The organism is Kineococcus arenarius subsp. arenarius (assembly GCF_050871845.1).
Classification (GTDB): domain Bacteria; phylum Actinomycetota; class Actinomycetes; order Actinomycetales; family Kineococcaceae; genus Kineococcus.
Genome location: NZ_JBJLSE010000038.1, coordinates 1 through 25,537 on the forward strand (window position 1 = coordinate 1; position 25,537 = coordinate 25,537).

Genomic DNA, 25,537 nt, shown 5'->3' on the forward strand with positions numbered 1-25,537 from the left:
ACCACCACGGATGAGTGCGACCGGGCCGTGCAAGCCTGGGCTCGCGAACGGAGCCAGACTCGCCGGCCCGTCCGCTTCACCTGGCAGGCCGCAGCATGATCAGGAACTTCCCGAGCTGACCACTAGGCCCCTCGAGAGGTGCCATCGCGACCTACCCGCACACCGACGATGTCGGAGGTGCTTGGGCCGCTCTGGACGCCGCACTGGAGAAGCAAGACCTGCGCAACACGCACGGGCTACACCGGCAACTACTCGTACCCACCGGCGCCGGTCAGGTCCACCTGCCGCTGCAGCGCCCCGTCCTGGACAAGCACCCGACTGGGCCCTGATGATCACACATCTGGCCCCAGCGCGGGTACAGCAAGCCAGTGATCCACCTCGGTGCTGATCAGGCGCCGGGTCCGGTCTTTCCCGGACACACGCTCACTGCGCAGGCTCATGACCCTGGCGGCCGGTCGGCCGGGCGCCGCTCCCCCACCAGGCTGCCGCCGGAGTCGCCGCCGAAGTCCCCGTGATCTTCGACAAGGGCAGTACTGAGAACGGACAACAGTCGTCGCGTCCCGGTGAGGCCGTTCCGGTGCTTGGCCGCCGTCCACCGTGAACCCGGCGGGCTGATCACCGCCCTGCTGGCCCACGTCAGCGACCGCGCTCACCGCAACGGCGATCCGGACGCGGCGATGGCGGTGGTCGACCACCTCGTGGTGCACCTCCACGCCGCCGCGGCCCTGTGGCGATACGCCTTCGACATCGACCGGCTCCGTCACATCGTCATCGAGAACACCGCCCCGGACGACCCGCTCCCCCTGTGGCTGGTCGACCCCCGGGCCGCCGAGTTCGTCGGCGCCGGCAACGGACCACGCCGATCCCGCTCACCGCCGCCACGCTGCTCCCGGAAACGCCACCGCCGACCCACGACGATGCCGAGGGGCCGGTTCGTCGTAGGTGCCGTGCTCAGTCCGTCGCAGCCGACCGCGCCGGCACCCGGACCACGGTCCTGAGGGGCTGGGCGAGCACTTGCTCCAGCGCGGCGCTGAGCCAACGGTGGGCGCTGGCCCGATCCGCGGCGGTGTGGTGCGACCGCGCGGCGACGTGCATGTCGGGGCGCACCAGCAGGACACCGCCGTCGTCGATCTCGCTGCTCGCCGCCCAGTACCCCCAGGAGTCCTCCGCCCAGTACCCCCAGGAGTCCTCGACGTGGCGGCCGGGCCCGATGACGACCGTGCGGATCGGGACCCCGGTGCGCTCGCGCAACTCCTGCGCAGCGTGGGCCCACACCCCACCGTCGGTGCCGGTCACGACGGTGAAGGCTCCCCCACCGAGCAGGTCGAGGGTGGAGACCGGCCGTTGCCCACGGGTCACCCACACGTGCGGAACCTTGGCGCCGGGATGCGTCGTGGGAGCGGCGAAGAGCTCGGGGTCGCGGGTGAACGGCGGGTAGGCGGTTCCGTCGTCGAGGACCGCGCTGGAGGTGGCGGGGTCGTAGCGCTGGTTCATCTCCACGCCGTGAGCCTGCAGCTGGTGGGCCATGCCGGCGATCGCTTCACGCACGTTCTCGCGCAGGGCTTCTCCACGCGGGCAGGGAGAGGAGCGCAGTCGCAACTGCTGCTGCCACGCCGCCTCGTCCGTGGAGTCGTCCACGCCCAGAGCGGTGATGATGCGCCCCGTCTCGGCGATGCTGGTGTTGGCCCGGCGCACGACCTGGGCCGCGATCGGTGCGCGTTCGGCGTCGTAGGAGGTGAGCAGGCCCGGGCCGGCGAGACCGGCGCAGGCCAGGTGCAGCTTCCACGCCAGGTTGTAGGCGTCACCGATGCCGGTGTTGGACCCGAGGCCGTTGTTCGGCGGGTGACGGCGAGGTCGTACCCCCACATCAGCATCCACCGGGTCCACGGCTCGATCATCCGCAGGACGCCCAGTCCGACGCCGTGGTGGTCCGCGCCCGGCTGGACCATCCAGTACAGGTTGGAGGGACGGTGGGCGACGTGCTCGGTGAGGTCGGCCTCGAAGACGATGCTCAGGGCCCCGGCCACGGCTCCCGGTCCGTGGAAGGGCAGTCGCAGGTCGGCCGCGACCCGGCTGCGGGCTCCGTCCGCACCGACCAGGTAGCGGGCGCGCACCGTGTGCTCTGCCCCGGTCAGCCGGTCGCGCAACCGGACGTGGACGCCGTCGCTGTCCTGCCGGTGGGAGAGGTACTCGGTGTCGAAGCGGACGAGGGCACCGCGCGCCTGGGCGGCGTCGAGGACGATGGGTTCCAGCAGCGGCTGGGGGATGTCCAGGACCGGGCAGGGGCTGGTGCGGGAGTACTCGGGGTCGGGGTCGCTGCGACCGGGCAGGGGCGCTCCCAAGCCCTGGATGCGCCCGAGTTCCTCCCCGGTCAAGCTCGTCATGACGCTCTGGGTGCCGATCTCGCTCCAGCCGGTCGCGTCCTGAGCGATCCGGCCCTCCAGGCCCATGTCGCGCATGACCTCCATGGTGCGCTGGTTGGTGACGTGGGCGCGGGGGCTGGTGGCCGGGCGCGAGTACCGGCTGATGACGGTGACGGCGGTCCCGTAGGTGGCCAGGAGCAGTGCGGTGGTGGCGCCGGCCGGGCCGGTGCCCACCACGAGCACGTCGGTGCTGAAAGCGGTGTCCGCCTCCCGGGGTGCCGAGGGCACCGTCGGGGACGGGTGGGAGTCGCTGCGACTGGGCACGCGGAGGTCTCCTGTTCGTTCGCTCGGACGGTTCGAGGGGTGACGGGGATGGACGAGGGAGGGTGGAGCGTCACGGGGCGCTGGGGGCGCTGGCGCGCAGGGCGATCCCCGAGCACCGCGTCGGCGCGAACACCTCGCGTCCCGCTCCCCCACCCGCGCGAACTCATCGACGGCACCGACTCGTCGACGGATCGACTAGTTCGCACGCACTGGTGCGGTTCCCGGCTCGGCGCCCGACCGGCCGGGACCCGCCCCCGCATCGCCCAGCGCGGCGATCATCGTGGCCGTGTCGGCGATCGTCTCGAACGCCACGGGTTTCCCGCCGTCGAAGCGCCACACGTGGGCGAACCTCGCGCTCATCGGGCGAGCGCTGACGCGGCCCCAGGCGTGGTAGTCGCCGAACGCGATGACGACGTCGTCGACGGCGAGGACCTGCGCGGGCACGACGGACAGGTCGTCCCACTCGGCGCCGTAGCGGGCGAAGACGTCGAGCACCGCCGGGCGCCCCACGTAGGTGCCGGCGTAGGGCAGGCCGGCGGCGACGGTCCAGGCGATGTCTTCGCTCAGCGCGTCCACCAGTGCCTGCACGTCCCCGCGGGCCAACGCGGCGTACAGCTCCTCGACGACGGACGCGCGCGTGGCGGCGGCGGTGGAACCAGCGACGGTGAAACCAGTGCTGGGGAACCGGTGGTGGGTGCCTGGTGCTGCACGGTGGTGCTCCTTCGACGTGGGCGGGGTGTTCGAGGACGAACCTGCCGGGCACCGGCGCCGGCCGGCATCGGTCGATCGACCTACCGCAGCAGGTGGTGCTGCATCGCGAACACCGCGATCCCCGCCCGCGTGCGCCGGCCGGTCTTGTCGTAGATGTGCGTCAGGTGGTGCCCCGCGGTGCGCGGGGAGATCGACAGCGCCTGCCCGATCTCGCGGTTGCTCAGCCCGCGGGCGGCCAGGCGCAGGACCTCGACCTCGCGCCGGCTCAGTCCGGCGGGCAGGTCCACGGGCGCTACCGGCCCACCTGCCGCGCAGGTGATCGCGGCGACCGCCTCGCGGTCGAGCAGCCCGTCGGCGGCCTGGCCGACCAGCACCTGCGCGGCGGCCGGGGCGCTGAGCGCGGCGCGGTGGGCCCTGGGCTCGGTCAGCGCGGCGAAGACGTCGGCCGCCGCGAGCAGGCGAGCGGGCAGCGGCAAGCCTGCCGAGGGGATCGCGCCGTGGTACCCGGAACCGTTCAGCCGCTCGTGGTGCGAGGCCGCCGTCACGGCGAGCGGGGCCAGCGCGGGGACCCGTGCCAGCACCCGCTGGGTCCAGTACGTGTGCATGCGCACCCTCTCGACCTGCGCCACGCTCAACGGGCCGGGCAGGTCCCACACGGCGCTGGAGACGCCCACCCTGCCGAGGTCGTGCACCAGCGCGGCGCAGCGCACCTCCGTCAGCGCCACCCGGTCGAACCCGAGCGCTTCTCCCGCCGCGCCGGCCACTGCGGCGACGTCCTCGCTGTGGCCGAGCAACCAGCGGCTCTTGAGGTCGACGACGCGCGCGAGCACGGCGCACAGGCGTTCGACCGAGGCGAACGGCACGGTGGTGTGCGGGTGCGGTTCGGCGGCCAAGACCGCCGTGAAGGCGTCGACCTCGCGCAGCGGTGCCAGCACGGTCGGGGCCGCAGCCGCGAAGGACTGCGCGAGCGCGGGGTCCAGGTGCTCGCCGGCCCGTCGCCGGAGTTCCGCCACGGCTGCCGGGGCACCGCCTGCGGCGTGGGCCAGGACGGCCTGCTCGGCGGTGTGGACGATTCGCGCGACCAGCGACAGCTCCTCCCCGCGACGGCCGGTGGGGACGCCGCGCCCGTCCCAGCGCTCGTAGACGTCGTCCAGCGCGGTGATCGACGCGGGCAGCAGGCCGAGCTCGGCCCCCAGCGAGCGGCTCGTCTCGCAGCCGTTGCGCACGGCTTGCACGCCGGTGGTGGGCATGGCCGCGAGCACGCTGCCGGCCAGTGTCGCGGAGGACCCCCGGGCGCCGGTGCGCGCGTCGGGGTCCAGCGTCTTCAGGACCGCCTGCACGGCGACGTCGTCGCCGAAGAGCTCCGCGAGCTCGGGCGCGAAGGACGTGCACCCGATGGAGCGCAGCAGCGAGGTCTCGAAGACACAGCGCGCCGCCGCGGTGTCCACCTGCAGCACCGACGTGGCGAACTCCACGGCGACCGCGCAGGTGCGCAACCCCTTCTCGAACTCCATGCCGGCGGCGACGTCGGTGGTCAGCGACAGGGCTGCCAGGATCTCGGCCACCCGGATCATCGACACCCCCGGTGGTGGTGGTCCAGAAGAAGAACGCAACCACCTCGGCGTTCCTGGGTGCAGCGCACCCAGGCGAGGGCAGCACGCACCCCCCTAGGCTCACCGCCGTGAGCGCTCCCCCTCCCCTGGCCGGTTTCCTGCGTGCTCGACGTTCCCAGGTGCGCCCCGACGAGGTGGGTGTGACGAGCACCGGGCGGCGCCGGGTCGCGGGTCTGCGCCGCGAGGAGGTCGCCTCCCTCGCCGGCATCAGCGTCGACTACTACGTCCGCCTGGAACAGGGGCGCGAACGCCACCCCTCCGCCGCGGTGCTGCACGCGCTGGCCGGTGCGCTGCGCCTGGACGACGACGGCCGGCTGCACCTGTTCCGCGCTGCTGGGCTGGCGCCGCGCTCGCCAGCCACCGGCACCGACGAACCCGTCGACCCCCGGCTGCAGCAACTGCTGCAGTCCTGGCCGGACCACCCGGCGCTCATCTTCGACCGGGCGCACGACGTCCTGGCCGCCAACCGCCTCGCCGAAGCGCTCCTCGAGGGCCTGACCGAGACGCGCAACCTGCTGGAGCTCGTCTTCCTGGTCCCCGCCACACGCGAGCTGTACGCCGACTGGGACGCGATCGCCGCCGACAGCGTCGCGGGCTTCCGCCTGGCGCACCAGGCGGATCCCGAGCACCGACGCACCACCGAGGTCATGCACGCGCTGCTGCAGCGCAGTGCCGACTTCCGCCGCCTGTGGCAACGGCACGAAGCGCGCGGCAAGCGCCTGCAGTCCAAGACGCTCCTGCACCCGGCCGTGGGTGAGCTGACCCTGCAGGTGCACACCTTCGACGTGCGCGCGGTCCCCGGCCAGCAGCTCGTGGTCTACCACGCCGCTCCCGGCAGCACCGACTCCGACGCCCTGCAGCTGCTCGGCGCCCTGGCAGCGACCGCCGACCGCTTCCCGAGGACCCCCGGCCACGGCACGGGCGGGCAGGTGTGACTCGGAGCGTGCCGCGCGCCTCGACGTGGCGCCCGTCCGCGGTGCACCACAGCCCGAGGTGCGCGCTCACCGCTGCGCCGCCGGGCGCACGATGACCTCGTTCACGTCGACCTCGGCGGGCTGCTCGACCGCGAAGCCGACAGCGGCGGCGATGCTCGAGGCCGGGATGGCGTTCGCGCGGTAAGCCACCATCGCCTCCCGCGCGAGCGGGTCCGTGATGGAGTCGGCCAGCTCACTGGTCGTGACCCCCGGACAGATGGTCGTCACGCGGATGCCCGCCGGTGACTCCACCCGCAACCCCTCCGTGATCGCCCAGGCCGCGAACTTCGTGCCCGAGTACACCGCGCTCGTGGCGGGAACCTCGTGAGCGCCGATGGAGGCCATCGTCACCAGGTGACCCGCACCGCGACACGTGAAGTGCGGCAGGACCGCCGCGATGCCGTGCAGCAGACCGAGCACGTTGACGTCGACCATCCACCGCCACTCCTCCACCCGCCCCGCGTCCAGGCGCGAGAGCGGCATGACCCCCGCGTTGGCCACGAGCACGTCGAGCCGGCCGTGCTCAGCCACCACGGCGTCCACCACCGCGCGGTGGCCGCTCGAGTCGGTCACGTCGAGGTCCACCGCCTGCGCGGAACCGCCCGCCGCGCTGACGCGCCCGACCAGTTCGTCCAGGCGCTCGCGGCGCCGTGCGCCGACGACGACGTGGTGCCCGTCCGCGGCGAGCCGCTCCGCCGTGGCAGCCCCGATCCCGCTGCTCGCGCCGGTGACGAGCACGATCTTCCGTCCGGTGTGTCCGTTCATGCCTCCCAGGCTCGTCGGCCGCGCCGCGGTCAGGAAGGCCCCGTCGCACCCGGGTGCGGTGCACCCACCCACCTGCACCCGCACGGTCGACCCGTGCCCACCGGTGACGCGGTGTGCTCCGACGGCACCGAGGCGCTCGCGGGCCCCCGTCAGTCCTGCGCCGGCGCGGGCCGCCGGTCCGGCTCCAGGATCGAACGCGCCCCCACCACCAGCGCCGGGTCCGGCTGCCCCACCACCGAGGCGTCCTTGCCGTCGTAGTCGAACCGGCTCAGCACCACCCGCATCGCCTCCAGCCGCGCCCGCTTCTTGTCGTTCGTGCGCACCACCGTCCACGGCGCGAACGAGGTGTCCGTCCGCTCGAACATCGCCTCCTTCGCCGCCGTGTAGTCGTCCCACTTGTCCAGGCTCGCCAGGTCCATCGGGCTGAGCTTCCACTGCCGCACCGGGTCGATCTGCCGGATCGCGAACCGGGTGCGCTGCTCGGCCCGCGTCACCGAGAACCAGAACTTCACCAGGTGGATCCCGTCGTCCACCAGCATCCGCTCGAACAGCGGGACCTGGTGCATGAACCGCTCGTACTCCTCCGGCGACGCGAACCCCATCACGCGCTCCACCCCCGCCCGGGAGTACCAGGAGCGGTCGAACAGCACGATCTCCCCCGCCGCCGGCAGGTGCGGCACGTACCGCTGGAAGTACCACTGCGACGACTCGCGCTCCGAGGGCTTCTCCAGCGCCACCACCCGTGCGCCCCGCGGGTTCAGGTGCTCGGTGAACCGCTTGATCGTGCCGCCCTTGCCCGCCGCGTCACGCCCCTCGCACAGCACCACCAGGCGCTCGCCCGAGGCCTTCACCCACTTCTGCAGCTTCAGCAGCTCGATCTGCAGCGACCGCTTCAGCGGGTCGTACTCCTCCCGCGACAGCCGCTGCGGGTACGGGTAGTCCTCGCGCCACGTCTCCACCGGACGCCCGTCCGCCCGCACCAGGACCGGTTCGTCCTCGTCGTCCAGCACGCGCATCCCCGCCGACGCCAGCAGGTCCACCACGACACACACCCCTCTCCAGCCACCAGCCACGGACGCGGTGACGCTACGGCAGCCGGGACCGGCCCACCACGCGTGCACGGCGGCCGCCCCGGGGTCAAGACCCTTCACCCACCTGCCGATGGGACGGGCATGTCCTCCCGTTTGCGTGACTTGAACGTGGCTTCCAAGCTCTTCGCCGGTTTCGGCGTCGTGTGCCTGCTGCTGGCCGTCGTGGTCGGTGTGGGCATCTCCCGCCTGCAGTCCTCGCAGGCCAACCTGCAGCGGCTCTCCAGCACCGGGATGGCCTCGGTGCAGAGCATCGGGGAGGTCAAGGCCTCCTTCCTGCAGTTGCGGCTGGACATCACCAGCGCCGCGCTGCCCTCCACCGCTGAGCAGACCGCTCAGCAACTGCAGGCCATGACCGCCACCGACGAGGTCTACGACCAGGCGTGGGCGGCGTACCTGGCCACCTCCCCGGCCGCCGCCGCGGCCGAGCGCAGCGCCGTGGAGGACCTGATGCAGCAGTACCGCACCTCCCGCGAGATCCTGGTCACCGCCGCGACGAACAAGGACATCGACGCCTACGTCGCTGAGCGCGACAGCACCACGGCGCCGATCGCCAAGCAGATCACCGCCCAGCTGAACCTCCTGCGGGACGCAGAGGCCCAAGCCGCCGAGGACCTGTCGACCCAGGGCGCCTCCGATTCCCGCGCCGCGATCACGACGCTGATCGTCATCGGCCTGATCGCCGTGGCCGCGGCCGTGGCCGTCGCCGTGGCTGTGGCCCGCTCCATCGCCCGCCCGCTGGCGCGCACCCTGACCGTGGTGCAGGGCCTGGCCGGCGGCCGCCTGGACGCCCGCGTCGGCTACACCGCCAAGGACGAGGTCGGCCGGCTCGCCGGTGCGCTGGACACCACCATGGACACCTTGACCGGCACGATCCGCCGCATCTCGGGCGCCTCGACCACGCTGGCGGCCTCCAGCGAGGAACTCTCGGCGGTGGCCACCCAGCTCAGCTCCGGCGCGGTGCAGTCCGCCTCGCAGTCGCAGGTCGTCTCCGCCGCCACCGAGGAGATCTCCGCCTCCATCTCCACCGTGGCCACCGCCGGCGACGAGATGAGCTCGGCGATCCGCGAGATCGCCTCCTCCACCGCCGAGGCGACCTCGGTGGCCTCCGCGGCCGTTTCCAGCGCCACCGACGCCTCGGCGATCCTGGAGCGGCTGGGCGCCTCCAGCCGGGAGATCGGTGAGGTGGTCAAGCTCATCACCTCCATCGCGGAGCAGACGAACCTGCTGGCGCTGAACGCCACCATCGAGGCGGCCCGCGCCGGGGAGATGGGCAAGGGCTTCGCCGTGGTGGCCGGGGAGGTCAAGGAGCTGGCGCAGCAGACGGCGCGGGCCACCGAGGAGATCGTGCAGCGCGTCAACGCCACCCAGACCGACGCTTCGGCCGCGGCCAGCGCGATCGGTGGCATCGCCGAGGTCATCGCGCGCATCGACGGGCTGCAGGCCACCATCGCCGCGGCGGTGGAGGAGCAGTCCGCCACCACCGCCGAGATGGTGCGCAACGTGGGTGAGGTCTCCACCGGCAGCAAGGAGATCGCGGTGAACATCTCCGGCATCGCGCAGGCGGCGGACCAGACCACGGCCGGGGCGAACCAGACCGCTCAGACCGCCGGCGAGGTCTCGGCGGCGGCCGCGGAGCTGAACGAGCTGGTCGCCACCTTCACCCTGCCCCGGTCCTGACCGACCGGACCGACCGCCCCGTGGCCCGGGCCGCTCATCCGAGCGGCCCGGGCCACGGCGGCTTCCGCCAGGGCGCTCACCCCGGTGAGGCAGCAGTCCCGTCCCAGCCGGTCTGCGGCGTGTCGCACCGCTCCCGGAAGACATACTGCGACACCAGCTTGCGTTGGCTGCTCGACCAGTCGATCGCCGGTCTGCGCTGCTCCGGCGGCAGGTACCCGATCCGGTACACCGCCATCAGCTCCAGGTCGTCCGGGACCCCCAGCAGGGCCCCGATCCGCTCCCACGCACCCGGGACCTCCATGGGGAACGACACGAACTGGATGCCCAGCCCCAGCTCGGTCGTGGTCAGCCAGACGTTCTCCATCGCCGCCCCCATGCTGAACAGCGAGTAGAACGCCGACAGCTCCCCCGGGCGGTACTCCGAGCGGTCCAGCAGGACACCCATGAGCAGCGGTGCACCGGCCACCAGCCGGCGGTTCTCCTCCCCCAGCGTCTGCGGCACGCGCAGGGCGTTGATCACCCGCTGGCCCCGCCGGGTGAACACCTGCGAGGTGAACGGCCGCAGCGGCGCGGGCATCCGGTCGAACAGCATGCCGGAGCGCTCCCGCTCCATCTCCTCGGCGCTGAAGCGGAACCACCGCTTGTAGCGCTCGAAGAAGGTGCCGCTGCTCATCGCCTCGGTCATGCTCTCACCGCTGATGCGGGCGACCGCCTCGATCGTCTCGCGGGACTCCACCAGCACGAACCGCCACGGCTGGCTGTTCAGCTGCGAGGGGGCCCGCCCGGCCACCTCCACCAGCAACCGCTGGTGCTCCGCGGAGACCGGGTCCGGCAGGAGGGCACCGTTCGTCGTCCGTCGCCGGCGGATCGCCTCCAGCAGCTCCACCCCTCAGCCCTCCCCCGCCGAGCCCAGCGCCGCCGCGTAGGCCGGCGCCGCCGACAGCGCCAGCAGCACGTGCCCGCGCGAACGGGCCGACCGCCACGGGATCGCCGCCAGCGGCAGCGCCACCGGCAGCAGGCGCCACAGCGCACGATCACCGCGTGCGGCGAGCTGGACGCCGGCCGCCGCCGTCAGCAGCACCGTGCTCACGTACACGGCGTGGTGGACCCACCGCACCCCGGAAGTGTCCACGCGACGGGATGCCACAGCGGTCCCGAGGGCGCAGTTGGCCGCGTAGCTGACCGTGGCGGCGGTGAGGAGAGGACGAGACACGGCGGGCATTCCACCACGGCGTCCCGTGTCTTTCTCTTGGTTGGTTGAGCAAGTAAGTGTTTTTTTTCGTTCTTATTAGCCGTGAGAATCTGGACTTCTCCGGGTAGTACTCTTAGAGTGCTGCGGTGACCACTTCCGGTGACAACCCTGCGGCGGACTTCGACCCACCCCTCGTGGAGCCACCGAGCGCGACCGACCCCGACTCCGTGGAGGCCTGGCTGGCCGCCCTGCCGGCCAGCCACCGCTCCGGGCGCGCGCCCGCGACGTGGCGCGCCTACGCCAAGGACCTCGCCCACTTCGCCGGGTGGTGCCTGGCCGAGCACCGGCAGCCGCTGCCCACCGACGGCCCGACCGTGGCGGACTACCTGGAGGCGCACGGCGAGCTGCTGAGCCTGGCGACGCTGCGCCGGCGCCTGGCCGCCATCAGCGTCGCGCACAGCCTCATCGGCATCACCCGCCCCACCGCCGCCGACGAGGTGCACGCCGCGTGGAAGCGTCTGCGACGCCGGTACGGGCCCTCGCAGCAGGTGCGCCGCGTCGAGGCCGTGCTGACCCGCACCCTGGGCGACCTGGTCGCCCCGCTGAGCGAGGACTCCGTCATGGATGCCCGCGACCGCGCGCTGCTCGTCATGGGGTTCGCCGGGGCGCTGCGCCGCTCGGAGCTGGCCGCGCTGGACCTGGAGGACGTCCAGCGCACTCCCGAGGGCCTGCGCATCGCGGTGCGCGGGCGCGGCGACGGCCAGGGCACCGGTGACGGCGGTCAGCGCGTGGTCGACCTGCCGTGGGGCGCGCACCGCCAGACGTGCCCGGTGCGCTCCTGGGAGCGCTGGGTCGAGCTGGCCGGGCTGCGCTCGGGAGCGGCGTTCCTGTCGATGACCAAGGGCGGCAAGTCCCTCAAACCCCGGCGCATGACCGGTGAGGCGGTCGCCGAGGTCGTCAAGCGCCGGGCCGCGGCCGTGGGCATCGACCCCACCACCGTCGCCGGGCACAGCCTGCGGGCCGGTTTCGTGACGTCCGCGGTGCGCTACGGCGTGCCCGACCGCTCGATCATGCGGCAGAGCGGGCACCGCTCCCCCGCGTCCCTGACCGCCTACGCGCAGGGAGCCGTCGTGCCGCAGGAGAACCCCGCCTCCAGGGTCGGGCTCTGACGCGGACGTGGGGGTGGCACCGGGCACACCCGGCACCACCCCCGCGTCGCTCGGAGCTGAGGTCAGCGCTCCCGGTCGCCCGTGCTGGCGGCGGCGTCCGCGTCAGGGGCGTCGCCCCCCTCGGCGCTCGCGCCGTGCTCGGCCGGGGCGGGCCGGCGCAGGCTGAGCACGATCGCCAGCGTCAGGGACACGATGATCACGCTCAGGCTCACCCAGGTGGGGATGTGCGGGATCGCGGGGCTGATGACCTCGTGACCGGCCTGGAAGAACAGCTTCACGCCGATGAAGGCGAGGATGAACGCCAGCGCCTTGCTCAGCAGGTGGAAGCGCTCCAGCAGGCCCGAGAGCAGGAAGTACAGCGCGCGCAGGCCCAGGATGGCGAACGCGTTGGAGGAGTAGACGATGAACGGGTCGCTGGAGACGGCCAGGACGGCCGGGACGCTGTCCACGGCGAAGAGGAGGTCGGCAGCCTCGATGGCCGCGACCACGGCCAGCAGCGGCGTGCCGTAGCGCTTGCCGGCCTCCTTGATGAAGAACTTCTGGCCGTGGTAGTCGTCCTTGAGCGGGACGATCTTCTTCAGGAGCCGGACGCCGAAGTTCTGGCTGGGGTCCATGTCGACGTCGTCGTCCTTGAGCATCTTCCACGCCGACCACAGCAGGATCGCGCCGAAGACGAACAGGACGGCGGTGAACCGCTCGACGACGGCCACGCCCAGGCCGAGGAAGATGCCGCGGAAGACGAGGGCGCCGAAGACGCCGAAGAACAGCACGCGGTGCTGGTACTCGCGCGGGACCTTGAAGTACCCGAAGATCAGCGCGAAGACGAAGAGGTTGTCCACGGACAGGCTCTTCTCCAGCAGCCACGCCGTGGTGTAGGCGGTACCGGCCTCCACGCCGTAGGCGACGAAGATGATGACGCCGAAGACCAGCGCGATCGCCACCCAGACGGCGCTCCAGACGGCCGCCTCCCGGAACCCGATGACGTGGGCGCCGCGGTGTCCCAGCAGGTCGACGAGCAGCATCACCACGATGACCGCGGCGAACGCCACCCAGGCCCACACGGGCACGTCGAGGCTCAAGTCCACTGCCTGCCTCCTTGGTCGGTTGTGCGCGACGGACGTCGCTCACCACCCATGGTGACGGTGCGCAGTCGATTCGGTCGCGTCCATGCGCGGACGACCTCAGACCCCTCCCGTTGCCGGGGTCCGGCAACGAGCCACCGGGGCGGCGAGCGCCGTGGTGTCAGTCGGGCTGCTCGTCGGGCCAGCCGAGGGCTCGGGCGGCCAGCACGGCGGCTTGCAGCGCGAAGCGGCCGGAGGCGTCGGCGGGGTCGGCGCCGGTCAGGGTGCGCAGCCGGGCCAGGCGGTAGGTGACGGCGCGCACGGACAGGTGCAGGCGGCGGGCGGTCTCAGTGGCGTTGCCGCCGGCGGCCAGGTAGGTCTCGACGGTGCGCAGGTACGGCTCGGGCCCTCCCCGCGCCTCGCGCAGGGGCTCCAGGAGGGCGGTGACGAGGTCGCGGGCGGCGGCGCGGTCGCGCAGGAGGACGTCGTGGACGACGAGGTCCGCGGTGTCGGCGACGGGGTCGCGCCAGTTGAGGCGGCGGGCGAGGTCGAGGGCGCGGCGGGCCTGCTCGTAGGACTGCACGACGGCGCCGGCGCCGGTGCCGGGGCGGCCGACGCCGGCGCGCCACCCGGTGGCCGCGGGGGTGCCCAGGGTGGTGCGCAGCCGGCTCAGGACGTCGCGGACGGCCTCGCGGTCGGGTGCGCTGAAGACGACGACGAGGGCGCCGTCCTTGGTGGCGACCAGGGGGTCGGCGTCGGCGACGCTGCCCTGCAGGCGGCGCTCGAGGGTCGCCAGCAGCGCCGAGCCGTCCGTGTAGGGGGCGGTGGCGCGCACGACGGTGACCGCGTGGGGGGCGGCGAGGTCCAGCCCGTAGCGCTGGGCGCGGTGCAGCACGCCGGGCACGTCGGAGCTGCCGGTGAGGAGGTCGTCGACGAACTCGCGGCGGGCGGACTCCTCCCGGCGCACCAGCTGGCGGCGGGCGAGCTGGTACCCCTCGGTGAGGGCGGCCACCGCGTCGTCGCTGGCCCGGAGGACGACTTCGCCGGCGTCGACGACGGCGGCGGCGTCGTCCGGGGCGGCCACGGGCGGCAGCAGTCGCCACAGGCGCCAGGCGGCGGACAGGTACAGGTCCAGCAGAGCGCGCAGCGCGACGCCGTCACCGGCGGCCCGCTCCCCCAGCAGGCGGTAGCGGGCGGTGCGGTGCTCCGGCAGCCGTCGCCGGGCCGACACGGCGGTCCAGACGCTGTCCAGGAAGTCGCCCAGCAGGTGCGGGTCGAGGCCGCCGGCGTCCGCGGCGGCGGCCTCGGCGACGGCCGCCAGGGTCGCGTGGTCGGGGTGCGCGTGGTCGGGGTGCACGCGGTCGTGGGGGTGCACGGGGCCACTGTGCCAGCAGGTGCCCGCGGTGCTGGGCCGCGCGGGCGGGGTGGTGCGGCACCCGGGTGGTGGGTTGTGATGCCGCTCACACTGGCCGTCCCCAGCTACGTGTCGGTCCTCGTGGTGCCGAAGTCGCGGGGGGTAGTCTCCGGCCGGGAAGACCTGCACGGGTCCTCCACACCGGTGTCGCGCCAGGCACCGGATCCACCCGATGCCGCCCCGACCCTCCGCTGACCCGGGCTCGCGCCCCTGAACGCCTGGACGTGCCGATCGTGCTGCCCCCCCGCCTGACCGCCGTTCCGACCCGACCGTTCTTCCCCCCCGCAGGCACCGGCGGTGGTGCGCGTCGCGGTTCCCGCCGCGCGGGTGCGTGGGTGGCGTTCGCGGCGCTGGGCGCGGGCTGCCTGGGGGTGGGTGCTGCGCAGCCGGCGTCGGCCGCGGTGCCGTCGGCGCTGAGCGCCGCGCAGGTGCCCTCGGCGCAGGAGATCGAGCAGGCCCGGCAGGCGGCGGAGCGCTCGCGGGTGGCCGCGGACGCGGCGCAGCAGCAGCTGACCGGGGCGCAGCAGGCGCTGGACGCGCTGGCGGCGCAGGCCAGCGCCGCGCTGGAGCGCTACCAGGTGGCCATGGAGGCCAAGGCGGCCGCCGAGGCCGAGGAGGCCGCGCAGCGGCAGCGGCTGGCGGAGGCGGAGGCCACGCTCGCCGAGGGCAAGAAGGACCTGGGCCAGTGGGCTTCGCAGGCGTACCGGGGCGGCGGCTCGCTGCAGCAGTACTCCAGCCTGGTGGCGGCCCTGCAGCAGGGCCCCACCGACGAGTCGGCCAGTGCGCTGGCCTCGGTCAAGCGCATCGGCGACGGCCGCAGCAGCGCCGTGACCGCCTACGAGGAGGCCCAGCGCGTGCAGGTCGACGCCACGGCGCGGGCGGAGGCGGCGGCGGCCGAGGCGCGCACGCAGGCCGACGCGGCGGTGGCGGCCAAGCTGGAGTCGGACGCGCTGGTGGAGCAGCAGCGGACCAAGGTGGCCGAGCTGGCGGCGATGCAGTCGGCGACCTCGGGCACCGCCCTGACCGACGCGCAGCGCGCGGCGAACCTGGAGGCGGCCAAGGCCGAGGCCGACGCGCGGGCCGCTGCCGCGGCGGCCGCCGCCGCGACCTCGGGCACGGCGGTGTCCGGGGCGCTGGTGGGGCCGGTGGGCGAGTGCACCGGTGCCTCCACGGCCGGGTACGGCAACGGGCTGATCCCCCGCAGCGCGCTGTGCCCGCTGTACGCGGCTCCGGGCCACGTGCTGCGCGCGGACGCGGCGAACGCGTTCAACCAGCTGAGCCAGGCGTTCTCCGAGGCGTTCGGCACGCCGCTGACGGTGACGGACTCCTACCGGACCCTGGCGGGGCAGATCGACGTGGCTGCGCGCAAGCCGGGTCTGGCGGCGCGCCCGGGCACCAGCCGGCACGGGCTGGGCATCGCGGTGGACCTCGGTGGCGGGGTGCAGAACGCCACCTCGGCGCAGCACCTGTGGATGGACCGCAACGCGGCCCTGTACGGGTGGATCAACCCGGCGTGGGCGCAGAACCGCAGCGGGCAGTTCGAGCCGTGGCACTGGGAGTACGTCGGCTGATGCGTCCGGCCCGGGGCCCGGCCCGGCCGCCCGCGCGCGCGGGAGCGGTGCCGCGACCGGTGCCCCGGCACCCGTTCTGCGAGCACCCCGGGCCGTTGGCGGTGGCGCACCGCGGGTTCTCCCTCACGGGGTGCGAGAACACGCTGGCGGCGTTCTCGGCCGCGGTGGACCTGGGGTACCGGTACCTGGAGACGGACGTGCGCGCCACGGCCGACGGGCGGCTGGTGGCGTTCCACGACGAGCGCCTGGACCGGGTCAGCGACGTCGCCGGGCGGCTGGGCGACCTGCCGTGGTCGGTGGTGCGCACCGCGCGGGTGGGCTCCGGCGCGAACGGCGGCGGTGAACCGGTGCCGTTGCTGGAAGACGTGCTCGGCGCGTTCCCGCACGCGCGCTTCAACGTGGACGTCAAGACGCCCGCGGCCCTGGCGGGGATCGGCGAGGTGCTGCGGCGCACGGCTGCGCACGAGCGCGTGCTGCTGACCTCCTTCAGCGAGCGGCGCCGGGTGGCGGCCCTGGCCGCCGCGGGCCGTGGTGCCGGCGGCGCCGCGGTGGCGACCTCGGCGAGCCTGCCGCGCACGGCGGCGGCGGTGGTGGGGGTGCGTGCCCGGCGCCCGGCCGTGGTGCGTGCGGCGCTGGCCGGGGTGGACGCGGTGCAGGTGCCGGTGCGCCACCGCGGTGCGGTGGTGGTCTCGGAGGGCCTCGTCGACGCGGTGCACCGGGCGGGCGCCCAGGTGCACGTGTGGACGGTGGACGAGGCCGTGCAGATGCACGCGCTGCTGGACCTGGGGGTGGACGGGCTCATCACCGACCGGGCGGACGTGCTGCGCGAGGTGCTGCGCGCGCGCGGGCAGTGGGTGGAGGGGTGAGGGTGTGACGGCCTCGCCCGCTCGGCCGCTGGACCCGGCGCGGGACGGTCCACCGCCGTCGCTGCGGCGGGCGCGGCGCAGCTGGTACGTCTACGACTGGGCGAACTCGGCGTACGTGACGACCACGGCGACGGTGCTGTTCGCGCCCTACCTGACGGTGCTGGCGCGGCGGGCCGCGTGCGGTGAGGGGGCGCAGGGCTGCACCCGCGACCTGACGGTGCTGGGGTTGCAGGTGGCGCCGGGGTCGCTGGCGCTGTACACCACGACGCTGGCGACGCTGCTGTCGGCGCTGCTGCTGCCGTTCGCGGGGGCGGTGGCCGACCGGGTGCGCCGGCGCAACCTGCTGCTGGGCGCGTTCGCCTGGCCGGGGGCCGCGGCCGCCACCGCGATGGTGGCGCTGAGCGGGGACCGCTGGGAGCTCGGCGTGCTGCTGGCGGTGGTGGCGACGCTGTCGCTGACCGCGTCCAGCGTGGTCAACGACGCGCTGCTGTGCGACGTGGCGGCCCTGGCGGAGCGCGACGCGGTGTCCTCGCGGGGGTGGGCGGCCGGCTACCTGGCGGGTTTCCTGCTGCTGGCGGTGAACCTGGTGCTGGTCTCCTCCCCCGGCCTGGTGGGGCTGGACGAGGAGGGCGCGGTGCGCGTGTCGCTGGCCTCGGCGGGCCTGTGGTGGGGGGTCTTCACGCTGGTGCCGGTGCTGGGGCTGCGGCACCTGCCGCCGCGCCCGGCGGTGCCGGGGGCCGGTGGGGTCCTGGCACCGGTGCGGCAGCTGGTGCGCACGCTGCGCGGCCTGCGCTCGCACCCGCAGGCGCTGCGGTTCCTGCTGGCGTACCTGGTCTTCAACGACGGCATCCAGACGGTGGTGGCGGCGGCCAGCGTGTACGGGCAGGAGGAGCTGGGGTTCGGTTCCTCTCAGCTGATCACCACGGTGCTGCTGGTGCAGGCGGTCGCGTTCGGCGGGGCGCTGCTGTTCGGGCGCGCCGCGGCCCGCTTCGGGGCGCAGCGCACCGTGCTGGCCGGGCTGGGGCTGTGGATCGTCGTGGTGCTGGCCGCCTTCGCGGTGCCGCGCGGCGCGTTCGGCACGTGGCTGGCCCTGGCCGTCCTGATCGGGCTGGTGCTGGGGGGCACCCAGGCGCTGGCGCGGTCGATGTTCAGCCGCCTGGTGCCGGTGGGTGCCGAAGCGGAGTACTTCGGCCTCTACCAGGCGGGTGAGCGGGGCACCAGCTGGCTGGGCACGCTCGTGTTCGGGCTGGTGGCGCAGCTGAGCGGCTCGTACCGCCCGGCGCTGGTGGCGCTGCTGGCGTTCTTCGTCGTGGGGGCGTGGCTGCTGTCGCGGGTGGACGTGGCCGCCGGCGCCCGTGACGCCGGGCAGGGGTGAGCTGCCGGCGGCGGCGCGGGCCTGCTGCGGGACGACCTGACGCGACCATGTGGTGACCTTCAGTCATTGACTCACTCCGCTGCGCACACGACCTCCACACGTTCGCCGCGACGCGCCCGGAACAGGCGCCCCCCGCGCGGCGTTCTACCCGGCGAGTCCCCTTCCCCCCGGGTCCGCGGGAGGGCAGGGAACCGGATGTGGGGAGGTCACATGAGCGAGCGCAACCTGCGAGGGTCCCGCCTCGGGGCCGCCAGCCTCGAGAGCGAGTCCGGCGTCGAACTGGCCGAGCGCCAGCAGATCAGCTACCACTGCCCCAACGGGCACACCACCGTGGTGCCCATGTCGCTGGAGGCGGACGTGCCCGCGCTGTGGGAGTGCCGTTGCGGGGCCGAGGCCCTGCGCGCCGACACGGAGGCACCCGAGAGGAAGTCGGGCAAGCCCGCGCGCACGCACTGGGACATGCTGCTGGAACGGCGCACCATCGCCGAGCTGGAGGTCCTGCTGGACGAGCGTCTGGAGCTGCTGCGCAGCCGGGCGCTCATCCAGCGCAGCGCCTGAGCGGTACCCACGAGGGCCGGGCCCACCCCCAGGGGTGAGCCCGGCCCTCGTGCGTGCACGCGCACCCCGAGCGCCTGCCGGCTCAGCGCTCGCGCCGCCGCCCCCGCGGGCGGTGGCTGCCCGGGCCCAGGGCGCGCCGGGGAACCGGGCGGCCGTCCGCGGGCGCACCGCCGGCGACCGGGTCGTCCAGCACCTCGCCTTCGACGACCACCTCGCCCTCGACGACGTCGCCGTCCGCGAAGGGGCCCCCGGCGTGGGCGGCCGGGTCCAGACCCGCGCGCCGCAGCGCCCGCCGCACCCGCGCGCGCACCAGGCGCGCCCCCAGCCGCCGCAGCAGCGAGCGCGTGGGCGGCAGCAGGCACAGCAGCGCCACGACGTCGCTGAGCACCCCGGGCAGCACCAGCAGCGCTCCCCCGGCACCCACCAGGGCCGCGTCCCCGATCCGCCCGGCACCGGTCCGCCCGGCACCGTGGGCACCCGGTACGGGACTGCCCGAGAAGAGCGGGGAGGCCTGGGCCGAGCGCAGCGCCTGCAGGGCGCGCCGCCCGGCGCGGCGCAGCACGAGCACCCCCGCGGCGGTCTCCACGACCAGCAGCGCCAGCACCCCCGCAGCGGTGACGAGCTCCGCCAGTCGGGAGAGCAGCCACACCTCCACGACCAGCAGCAGCAGGACCGCCAGCAGCACGGCCGCGGTCCAGCGGCCGCGCCGCACCGGCACGGACCCGGCGCCGGCCCGGCCGGGCGGGAGGCCCCCGGGCAAGCTCACAGGACCACCGGGCTGGGGCGCCCGCCGGCGCCACCTGCCGGGGACGAGGCGCCGGTGCTGCGCTCACCGCGGCGGCGGGTGGCCGGTCGCGGGCCGCGGCGGGCGCTCAGCGCCAGCAGGGCGCCCAGCGCGCACAGCGCCAGCTCGGGTGCGGCCCCCAGGCGGGTGGACAGCGTCTGCGTGGAGCGCAGCGCCACCTGGCCCTGCAGGACGTCGGTGGTGAACAGCTCCGTCTCCTGGTGGGCGGTGCCGTCCGGGGTGATCAGGGCGCTGACGCCGACGGTGGAGATCTGCACCACGGCGCGCCCGGACTCCACCGCGCGCAGCCGCGACATCGCCAGCTGCTGCACCGCCTCGTCCGAGTAGCCGAAGGTGGCGTTGTTGGTCTGCACGACCAGGAACTGCGCACCGGCGCGCACCGACTGGCGCACCGTGTCGTCGAAGGCGACCTCGAAGCAGATGACGTCGCCCAGGCGCGCGCCCGCGGCCTCCAGCACGCCCACGGCGTCGCCGTGCACGAAGTCGCGGGTGACCAGGTCGACCTTGTCGGTGAACAGCCGGAAGAAGTCGCGGTACGGCACGTACTCGGCGAAGGGTGCCGGGCGCTGCTTGACGTAGTGCCGGGTGGGGTCCTGCAGCGCGCCGTCGATGCCGTCGGCGGGGGTGGCCAGCAGGCCCGTGTTCGACACGAACGGCGCCGGGCCGTCCACGACGGCCCCCACGAGGACGGGTGCCCCGACGGCCTGAACGGCCTGCTCGATGACCTGCTCGGCGTCGGCGTTGCCGTAGGGGTCGATGTCGCTGGAGTTCTCCGGCCACAGCACCAGGTCCGGTTGCGGCGCGTCGCCGGCGCTGACCTGCGCGGCCAGCTCCCGGGTGGCGTCGGCGTGGTTGTCCAGGACGGCGCGGCGCTCGGCGTTGAAGTCCAGGCCCGCGGCGGGGGTGTTGCCCTGCACGGCGGCCACGAGCAGGGTGCCGTCCTCGGCGGCGGTGGGCCGCGGCAACAGCGCCCCGGCGGCCGTGACCGCGGCGGCCGCGGCCAGGGCGGCCACGGCCGGCAGGGCGCGGGGCACCGCCCGGGCCGCGCCGGGCGGCGCGGGCAGGCGCAGCAGGGCGTGCGCGGCACCGGCGAGGAGGGCGCCGGCCAGCGCCACGGCGAAGGTGACCAGCGCGGTGCTGCCCACCGAGGCCAGCGCCACGGTGGGGGCGTCCGCCTGGGAGAAGGCCAGCCGGCCCCACGGGAAGCCCTCGAACGGGAACCGGGCGCGCAGCGCCTCCACGGCGACCCAGCCGCAGGCCACGGCCAGCGGGCCCAGGTGGGCGCGGGCGCGCTGCAGGCGCGGCAGCAGCGCCCCCAGGGCCGCGTAGAACAGGGCGCACGCGGTCGCCAGGGCACTCCACGGCAGCAGGCCCACGTAGGTGCCGCTCCACGCCAGGTGCGGCACCAGGAACGCCCACCCGAACAGCAACCCGGCCAGGGCGCCGCGACGGGCCCGCACCCCGGTGGTGGCCGCGGTCAGCAGCGCCACGCCCAGCGGCGCGCTCCACCACAGGCCCTGCTCGCGCACCGCCCCGGGGAAGGCCGCCCAGGTCGCCAGCCCGCCGGTCAGCGCCAGCACCAGGCTCGTGACCGGGGCGGGGCTCACCGGGGCGGGGGGCGGGATGCGGCGCACCGCTCGAGGGTACGTGGCCCCGGGCGCGGGCGGCACACCCCGAGGGCGCTCGCCGGTGGAGAGACAGGTCGGGTCCGCCGCACCCCTCGGGCCGTCGCCCACCCCGTCGGCTACGGGGTGGACGCCGTTGTCTAAGGGCGTGCGGACCCGACCTCGCCCACTCCGGCCGGTTGGTCGGCGTCCGCCGTCGCAGGTGGTGCGACTGCGACGGCGGGTGGTCGGCCGGACCGGCCGGCTTCCCCGTCGTGGGCTGCCTGATCGAAACTACTCGGACACGCAGCGCTGTCAACCGGGCCGTGACCTGCGACGACGCACGTCGTCGCAGGTCAGCGCGCCGGCGCGAACCGGCGATCGACACGGGGGCGACGGCGTGTTGCGGCGTGTCGGCAGCGCTGCGAGGGGGCGCGAGGAGTGCGGCGGCGCTCACCCCCCCAGTTCGTCGTGCACCACGGCCCCGTCCACGACGGTGCGCAGGCACCGCGGCGCACCCGCCCCGGGGGTCAGGTCCGGCAGGCCCGGGGTGCCCGAGCGCGCGTCGGTGCTCCAGCCGGACAGGCGCCGGTCGGGGGCCTGCACGAGCAGGTCCCCCGCCTCCCACACCGCGTAGGTGGCCGGGGCGCCCGGGCGCAGCACGCCCGGGTGGCCGCGCCCGGCGAGGCGGTGCCCGCCACGGGTGTGGGCCAGGAACGCCGCCCGCACCGACACGGCGTGCTCGGGGCGGTGCGGGAACGCCGCCGCGCGCACCGCACCCCAGGGGTCCAGGGGCGTGACGGGGCTGTCCGAGCCCATCGCGAGCGGCACACCGGCAGCGGCCAGCGCGGCGAACGGGTGCAGGCCCGCGGCGCGCTCGGCCCCCAGCCGCCGCTCGTAGGTGCCGCCGGGCCCGCCCCAGCGGGCGTCGAAGGCCGGCTGGGTGGACACGCCCACCCCCAGGCGCGCCAGGACCGCGACGACGTCCGCGTCGGCCGCGACGGCGTGCTCCACGCGGTGCCCGCGGGCCGCCAGGGCCGTGGCCCCCAGCTCGTCGGCGACCTCCTGCAGGGCCTGGGCGAGCACCCGCAGGGCGGCGTCGCCGATGGCGTGGAAGGCGGCCTGGACACCGGCCAGGGTGCAAGCGCGCAGGTGCGCGCGCACCGCCCCGGGGTCCAGGTGCAGGGTGCCGCGGGTGCCGGGCGCGTCGGCGTACGGGGCGCCCAGCGCGGCGGTGCGCGAGCCGAGGGAGCCGTCGACGGCGAGGTCGCCGCCGACGCCGGCCAGGTGCACGCCCTCGGCGGCGTGGGCGGCGAGCACCTCGCGCACGGCGTCGGGGTCGGTGAGGGCCTGCGCGTGGTACGGGACCACCTCCGGCAGGGCCTCGCGCCCGTCGGCGCGCTGGGCGCCGGTACCCGCACCGGCCAGCGCTACCAGGGCGGCCAGGTCGCCGGGCGGGGCCAGCGCGGGACCGGACATCTCGTGCACGGTGCCGATGCCCGCCGCGGCGGCGGCGCGCAGGGCGGCGCGGCGGGCCCGCTCGGCGGCGCCGGGGCTCAGGGCCGCCCACCGGGCGTGCAGGGCTGCGTCGTGCGCGGCACCGGACACCTGCGCGCTGCCGGCCTGCCCGGGTGCGGGCAGCGCGGCCTGCGCGGCCAGGGCGCTGGAGACCAGGGCGCTGTGCCCGTCCACGCGCGACAGGTGCACGGGCGCTCCCCCGGCGGCGGCGTCGAGCTGGGCGCGGGTGGGCAGGGTCGCGTCGTGCCACGTCGTCTCGTCCCAGCCGGCACCGGTGAGCAGCTCGCCGCCTCCGCCGGCGCAGGCGGCGGCCACGGCGTCCAGCACGTCCCGGGCGCTGCGAGCCCCCCTCAGGTCCAGGCCGGCAGCGCGCAACCCCGTCTCCGTGACGTGCACGTGCGCGTCGACGAACGCGGGCGTGACCAGGGCGCCGTCCAGGTCCACGACCTCCTCGTCCCCGCGGGTCCACGCCCCGGCGGCCTCGTCCGGGCCGACCCAGGCGATGGTGGAGCCGTCGACGAGCACGGCGGTGGCGAAGGGGTCGGCGGGGCTGTACACGGACCCGCCGCGGTACAGCCGCCGGGTGCTGGGAGCAGGTTCATTCACGCGGGAAGCGTAGTTCGCAGCCTCACTTTTAGGTTTTTTGTTACCCGCGATAAGCAGATTTTCTCTAGCTATTGACCGCGCCAACGGGATGAGGACGTGATCAGGGCCCCACCGGTTCGACCGGTGGGGCCCTGATCAGGCGTGCGGCACCTCCAGCGGGTGCCTGCCGTCAGGCGGCGGCGCCGGTCTGCACCGGCAGCTGCCCGGCGGGCAGCTCGGTGACCGCGGCGGGGTCGGGTGCGTCGACGTCCACGTCGCTGCCCCAGTCGTAGTAGTCCATGCTCACCTCGGCGGCGGCGGAGTCGTCGGGGTCGGTGAGCTGGACGACCAGGCGCACGGGGCGGTTCTGCTCGTCGACGTACAGGGTGAACGGGATGCTGCCGACCTCGGCGGCGGCCTGCTCGGCTTCCGCGGTGCGCTGCTCGGCGGGCAGCTGCTGCAGGGCCTCCTGCAGGTCGATGGTGCCGCTGAACCCGCGGGCCTGGACGCCGCGGACGTTCACCGCGGGCACCTCCCGGACGTCGTCGGCGACGGCGCGCAGCTGCTCGAGCTGGTGAGCGGGGTCGACGGCGGTGGTGTCCAGGCCCGCGGCGCCGACGGCGTCCAGGGGCAGGCGAACCCACTGGCCCTGGCCGGTCAGCGGGGCGCCGGAGACGTAGGCCACGTCGTCGACCACGCGCAGCTCGACCTGGCCGCCGTCGGTGCCGGCGGCGGTGGGCAGGGTCACGGTGGTGCGCACGGCGTGGTCGGCGGCGTCGAAGGCGCCCTCACCGGCGACGGTGACGGCCTCGCCGTCGGGTGCGGTCGCGTCGACGGTGAAGGCGAACTTGGCGCTGCCGGCGGTGCTGGACTGCTCGGCGGAGGCCTGGACGACCTCGTAGGCGCTCAGCTGGGTGGTGGCCGGGGCGGCGGACTCCTCTCCGCCGCCGCAGGCACCCAGGCCCAGGGCGAGGGCCGCGGCGCCGCTGGTGGCCAGCAGCGCCAGGCGGCGCGGACGGGTGGTGCGGGTGGTCTGGCGGTCGGTGGTGTGCACTGCGATCCCCTCGTCGTCGCACGGCCCGCCCCGCGTGCCCGGTGCGCGCCGGGCGGGACCACTGCCCTTCCAGGGTGCGGCACGCGCGCCGTTCGCGCGTCCTCCTGCGGGTGGAGCCGGGGCGAGACTCGTGGAGGATCCTGGGAGGCTCCTGGGCACCGGTGCGAGGATCGGCGGGTGCCCGCCGACCCCTCCCCCGCTGCCGCCGCCTCCCCCGACGAGGGGCCCGGCGGCCGCGAGCGCCTGCTCCTGCTCGACGCCGCGTCGCTGTACTACCGGGCCTTCCACGGGGTGCCGCAGTCGCTGCGGGCGCCGGACGGCACGCCGGTGAACGCGGTGCGGGGGTTCCTGGACGCGGTGGCGTTCCTGGTGGCCGAGCACCGGCCGGCGCGGCTGGTGGCGTGCTGGGACGAGGACTGGCGCCCGGCGTTCCGGGTGGCGGCACTGCCGTCCTACAAGGCGCACCGGGTGGGGCCCGGTGGCGGGGAGGACTCCCCGGCGGCCCTCGAGCCGCAGGTGCCGGTGATCGCCGAGGTCCTGGGGGCGCTGGGGCTGGCGCGGGTGGGGTGCGCCGGGTTCGAGGCCGACGACGTGATCGCGACGCTGACGGCGCGCGCGGTGGCCGCGCAGGGCGTGGCGGTGGACGTGGTCACCGGGGACCGCGACCTGTTCCAGCTGGTCGACGACGCGGCCGGGGTGCGGGTGCTGTACGTGGGCAAGGGGGTACGCCGGGCGGAGGTGGTGGACCAGGCGTGGCTGGCCGCGCGGTACGGGGTGCGCGACGGTGCCGGGTACGCGGACCTGGCGGTGCTGCGCGGGGACCCCTCCGACGGGTTGCCGGGGGTGGCCGGGATCGGGGAGAGGACCGCGGCGGCGTTGCTGGAGCGGTACGGGGACCTGGCGGGGGTGCGTGCGGCGGCGGCGGACCCGGGGTCGGCGGTGCCGGCCGGGCAGCGCCGCCGGCTGGTGGAGGCGTCGGCGTACCTGGACGCGGCGCCGGTGGTGGTGCGGGTGGTGCGCGAGGCCCCGGTGCCGGTGGTGCCGGACGCGCTGCCGCCGGCCGCGGCCGACCCGGGTGCGCTGGAGCGGCTCGTGCAGCGCTGGGGGCTGGGCTCGAGCGTGGAGCGGGTGCTGCGGGCCCTGGCCGGCGAGCGGGGCTGACGACCGTCCTGCCGCCGCCGTTAGCCCGAGGTGGAGGTGGAGGGTGGCTCGGCGGACCCTCGAGCCGTGCTCGAGGGTCCGGGCAG

General features: G+C 75.1%; 21 protein-coding genes and 2 pseudogenes. 9 read left to right on the forward strand and 14 right to left on the reverse strand.

Going from position 1 to position 25,537, the window contains the following annotated elements; translation table 11 throughout:
- The first annotated feature begins 563 nt into the window (after positions 1 to 563).
- Positions 564 to 998 (forward strand): putative GNAT family N-acetyltransferase, encoded by a 435-nt coding sequence (locus tag ACRYM0_RS11025; RefSeq protein WP_432505005.1) that lies wholly within the window; start codon positions 564 to 566, stop codon positions 996 to 998.
- Here ACRYM0_RS11025 and ACRYM0_RS11030 read toward each other — a convergent pair.
- From ACRYM0_RS11030 to ACRYM0_RS11045, 4 genes and pseudogenes are all read right to left on the reverse strand, one after another.
- Positions 952 to 1,866, reverse strand: coding sequence for an FAD-dependent monooxygenase (locus ACRYM0_RS11030; protein WP_432505006.1), 915 nt, complete (start codon positions 1,864 to 1,866; stop codon positions 952 to 954). The two genes, ACRYM0_RS11025 and ACRYM0_RS11030, sit on opposite strands and share 47 nt — an antisense overlap.
- A gap of 26 nt (positions 1,867 to 1,892) precedes the next feature.
- Positions 1,893 to 2,840: pseudogene (locus tag ACRYM0_RS11035) on the reverse strand (FAD-dependent monooxygenase); the annotation flags it as partial.
- Positions 2,841 to 2,882: 42 nt separating this feature from the next.
- Positions 2,883 to 3,305: pseudogene (locus ACRYM0_RS11040) on the reverse strand (nuclear transport factor 2 family protein); the annotation flags it as partial.
- A gap of 173 nt (positions 3,306 to 3,478) precedes the next feature.
- A complete protein-coding gene (locus tag ACRYM0_RS11045) occupies positions 3,479 to 4,972 on the reverse strand; it encodes an HD domain-containing phosphohydrolase (protein WP_432505052.1) in 1,494 nt (497 codons plus the stop codon).
- Positions 4,973 to 5,079: 107 nt separating this feature from the next.
- On the opposite strand from ACRYM0_RS11045, the gene ACRYM0_RS11050 reads away from it, so the two are divergent.
- Positions 5,080 to 5,946 (forward strand): helix-turn-helix domain-containing protein, encoded by an 867-nt coding sequence (locus ACRYM0_RS11050; RefSeq protein WP_432505009.1) that lies wholly within the window; start codon positions 5,080 to 5,082, stop codon positions 5,944 to 5,946.
- A gap of 66 nt (positions 5,947 to 6,012) precedes the next feature.
- Here the strand turns inward: ACRYM0_RS11050 and ACRYM0_RS11055 are convergent, their stop codons facing one another.
- The gene (locus tag ACRYM0_RS11055; RefSeq protein WP_432505011.1) at positions 6,013 to 6,750 is read right to left on the reverse strand and encodes an SDR family oxidoreductase; all 738 of its coding nucleotides are present in this window, start codon (positions 6,748 to 6,750) and stop codon (positions 6,013 to 6,015) included.
- A gap of 149 nt (positions 6,751 to 6,899) precedes the next feature.
- Positions 6,900 to 7,766, reverse strand: coding sequence for a polyphosphate kinase 2 (gene ppk2 / locus ACRYM0_RS11060; protein WP_432505054.1), 867 nt, complete (start codon positions 7,764 to 7,766; stop codon positions 6,900 to 6,902).
- Positions 7,767 to 7,949: 183 nt separating this feature from the next.
- Between ppk2 and ACRYM0_RS11065 the strand changes: the two genes are divergently transcribed.
- Complete coding sequence (locus tag ACRYM0_RS11065) at positions 7,950 to 9,518, forward strand: methyl-accepting chemotaxis protein (RefSeq protein WP_432505013.1); 1,569 nt, start codon at positions 7,950 to 7,952, stop codon at positions 9,516 to 9,518.
- A gap of 76 nt (positions 9,519 to 9,594) precedes the next feature.
- Here the strand turns inward: ACRYM0_RS11065 and ACRYM0_RS11070 are convergent, their stop codons facing one another.
- Together ACRYM0_RS11070 and ACRYM0_RS11075 are read right to left on the reverse strand one after the other, a co-directional pair.
- Positions 9,595 to 10,404, reverse strand: a complete 810-nt coding sequence (locus tag ACRYM0_RS11070) for a nitroreductase family protein (protein WP_432505015.1) — start codon at positions 10,402 to 10,404, stop codon at positions 9,595 to 9,597.
- A gap of 3 nt (positions 10,405 to 10,407) precedes the next feature.
- On the reverse strand, positions 10,408 to 10,650 hold the full coding sequence (locus tag ACRYM0_RS11075; RefSeq protein ID WP_432505016.1) for a hypothetical protein: 243 nt from the start codon (positions 10,648 to 10,650) through the stop codon (positions 10,408 to 10,410).
- Between the two features lie 206 nt (positions 10,651 to 10,856).
- On the opposite strand from ACRYM0_RS11075, the gene ACRYM0_RS11080 reads away from it, so the two are divergent.
- Complete coding sequence (locus ACRYM0_RS11080) at positions 10,857 to 11,879, forward strand: tyrosine-type recombinase/integrase (protein ID WP_432505017.1); 1,023 nt, start codon at positions 10,857 to 10,859, stop codon at positions 11,877 to 11,879.
- Between the two features lie 62 nt (positions 11,880 to 11,941).
- Here ACRYM0_RS11080 and ACRYM0_RS11085 read toward each other — a convergent pair whose 3' ends face one another.
- Positions 11,942 to 12,901, reverse strand: a complete 960-nt coding sequence (locus ACRYM0_RS11085) for a TerC family protein (protein WP_432505056.1) — start codon at positions 12,899 to 12,901, stop codon at positions 11,942 to 11,944.
- Positions 12,902 to 13,121: 220 nt separating this feature from the next.
- Entirely contained in the window at positions 13,122 to 14,315 is a 1,194-nt protein-coding gene (locus tag ACRYM0_RS11090; protein ID WP_432505019.1) for a PucR family transcriptional regulator, read from the reverse strand.
- A 374-nt stretch (positions 14,316 to 14,689) separates the two neighbouring features.
- Here ACRYM0_RS11090 and ACRYM0_RS11095 point away from each other — a divergent pair, with 374 nt between their 5' ends.
- From ACRYM0_RS11095 to ACRYM0_RS11110, 4 genes are all read left to right on the forward strand, one after another.
- Positions 14,690 to 15,925 (forward strand): D-alanyl-D-alanine carboxypeptidase family protein, encoded by a 1,236-nt coding sequence (locus tag ACRYM0_RS11095; protein WP_432505020.1) that lies wholly within the window; start codon positions 14,690 to 14,692, stop codon positions 15,923 to 15,925.
- 59 nt (positions 15,926 to 15,984) lie between these two features.
- Complete coding sequence (locus ACRYM0_RS11100) at positions 15,985 to 16,791, forward strand: glycerophosphodiester phosphodiesterase family protein (RefSeq protein WP_432505022.1); 807 nt, start codon at positions 15,985 to 15,987, stop codon at positions 16,789 to 16,791.
- Positions 16,792 to 16,795: 4 nt separating this feature from the next.
- The gene (locus ACRYM0_RS11105; protein WP_432505024.1) at positions 16,796 to 18,166 is read left to right on the forward strand and encodes an MFS transporter; all 1,371 of its coding nucleotides are present in this window, start codon (positions 16,796 to 16,798) and stop codon (positions 18,164 to 18,166) included.
- Between the two features lie 210 nt (positions 18,167 to 18,376).
- Positions 18,377 to 18,724, forward strand: a complete 348-nt coding sequence (locus tag ACRYM0_RS11110) for an RNA polymerase-binding protein RbpA (RefSeq protein ID WP_432505026.1) — start codon at positions 18,377 to 18,379, stop codon at positions 18,722 to 18,724.
- A gap of 82 nt (positions 18,725 to 18,806) precedes the next feature.
- Here ACRYM0_RS11110 and ACRYM0_RS11115 read toward each other — a convergent pair whose 3' ends face one another.
- The 4 genes from ACRYM0_RS11115 to ACRYM0_RS11130 form a co-directional block, all read right to left on the reverse strand.
- On the reverse strand, positions 18,807 to 19,490 hold the full coding sequence (locus tag ACRYM0_RS11115; protein WP_432505028.1) for an FxsA family protein: 684 nt from the start codon (positions 19,488 to 19,490) through the stop codon (positions 18,807 to 18,809).
- Entirely contained in the window at positions 19,487 to 21,163 is a 1,677-nt protein-coding gene (gene lnt / locus ACRYM0_RS11120) for an apolipoprotein N-acyltransferase (RefSeq protein ID WP_432505030.1), read from the reverse strand. Before lnt ends, ACRYM0_RS11115 begins: the two co-directional genes overlap by 4 nt.
- A 423-nt stretch (positions 21,164 to 21,586) precedes the next feature.
- Positions 21,587 to 23,257: an amidohydrolase gene (locus ACRYM0_RS11125; protein WP_432505031.1), complete on the reverse strand. Its 1,671-nt coding sequence runs from the start codon at positions 23,255 to 23,257 to the stop codon at positions 21,587 to 21,589.
- Between the two features lie 169 nt (positions 23,258 to 23,426).
- A complete protein-coding gene (locus ACRYM0_RS11130) occupies positions 23,427 to 24,290 on the reverse strand; it encodes a LolA-like protein (protein WP_432505033.1) in 864 nt (287 codons plus the stop codon).
- Between the two features lie 243 nt (positions 24,291 to 24,533).
- Here ACRYM0_RS11130 and ACRYM0_RS11135 point away from each other — a divergent pair, with 243 nt between their 5' ends.
- Positions 24,534 to 25,451, forward strand: a complete 918-nt coding sequence (locus tag ACRYM0_RS11135) for a 5'-3' exonuclease (RefSeq protein ID WP_432505058.1) — start codon at positions 24,534 to 24,536, stop codon at positions 25,449 to 25,451.
- Positions 25,452 to 25,537 lie beyond the last annotated feature (86 nt).

Coding starts and splice junctions, on each gene's coding strand:
- ACRYM0_RS11110 (WP_432505026.1), top strand. CDS start 18,377: ATGAGCGAGCGCAACCTGCGAGGGTCCCGCCTCGGGGCCGCCAGCCTC.
- ACRYM0_RS11045 (WP_432505052.1), bottom strand. CDS start 4,972: ATGATCCGGGTGGCCGAGATCCTGGCAGCCCTGTCGCTGACCACCGAC.
- ppk2 (WP_432505054.1), bottom strand. CDS start 7,766: ATGCGCGTGCTGGACGACGAGGACGAACCGGTCCTGGTGCGGGCGGAC.
- ACRYM0_RS11055 (WP_432505011.1), bottom strand. CDS start 6,750: ATGAACGGACACACCGGACGGAAGATCGTGCTCGTCACCGGCGCGAGC.
- ACRYM0_RS11085 (WP_432505056.1), bottom strand. CDS start 12,901: ATGCTGCTCGTCGACCTGCTGGGACACCGCGGCGCCCACGTCATCGGG.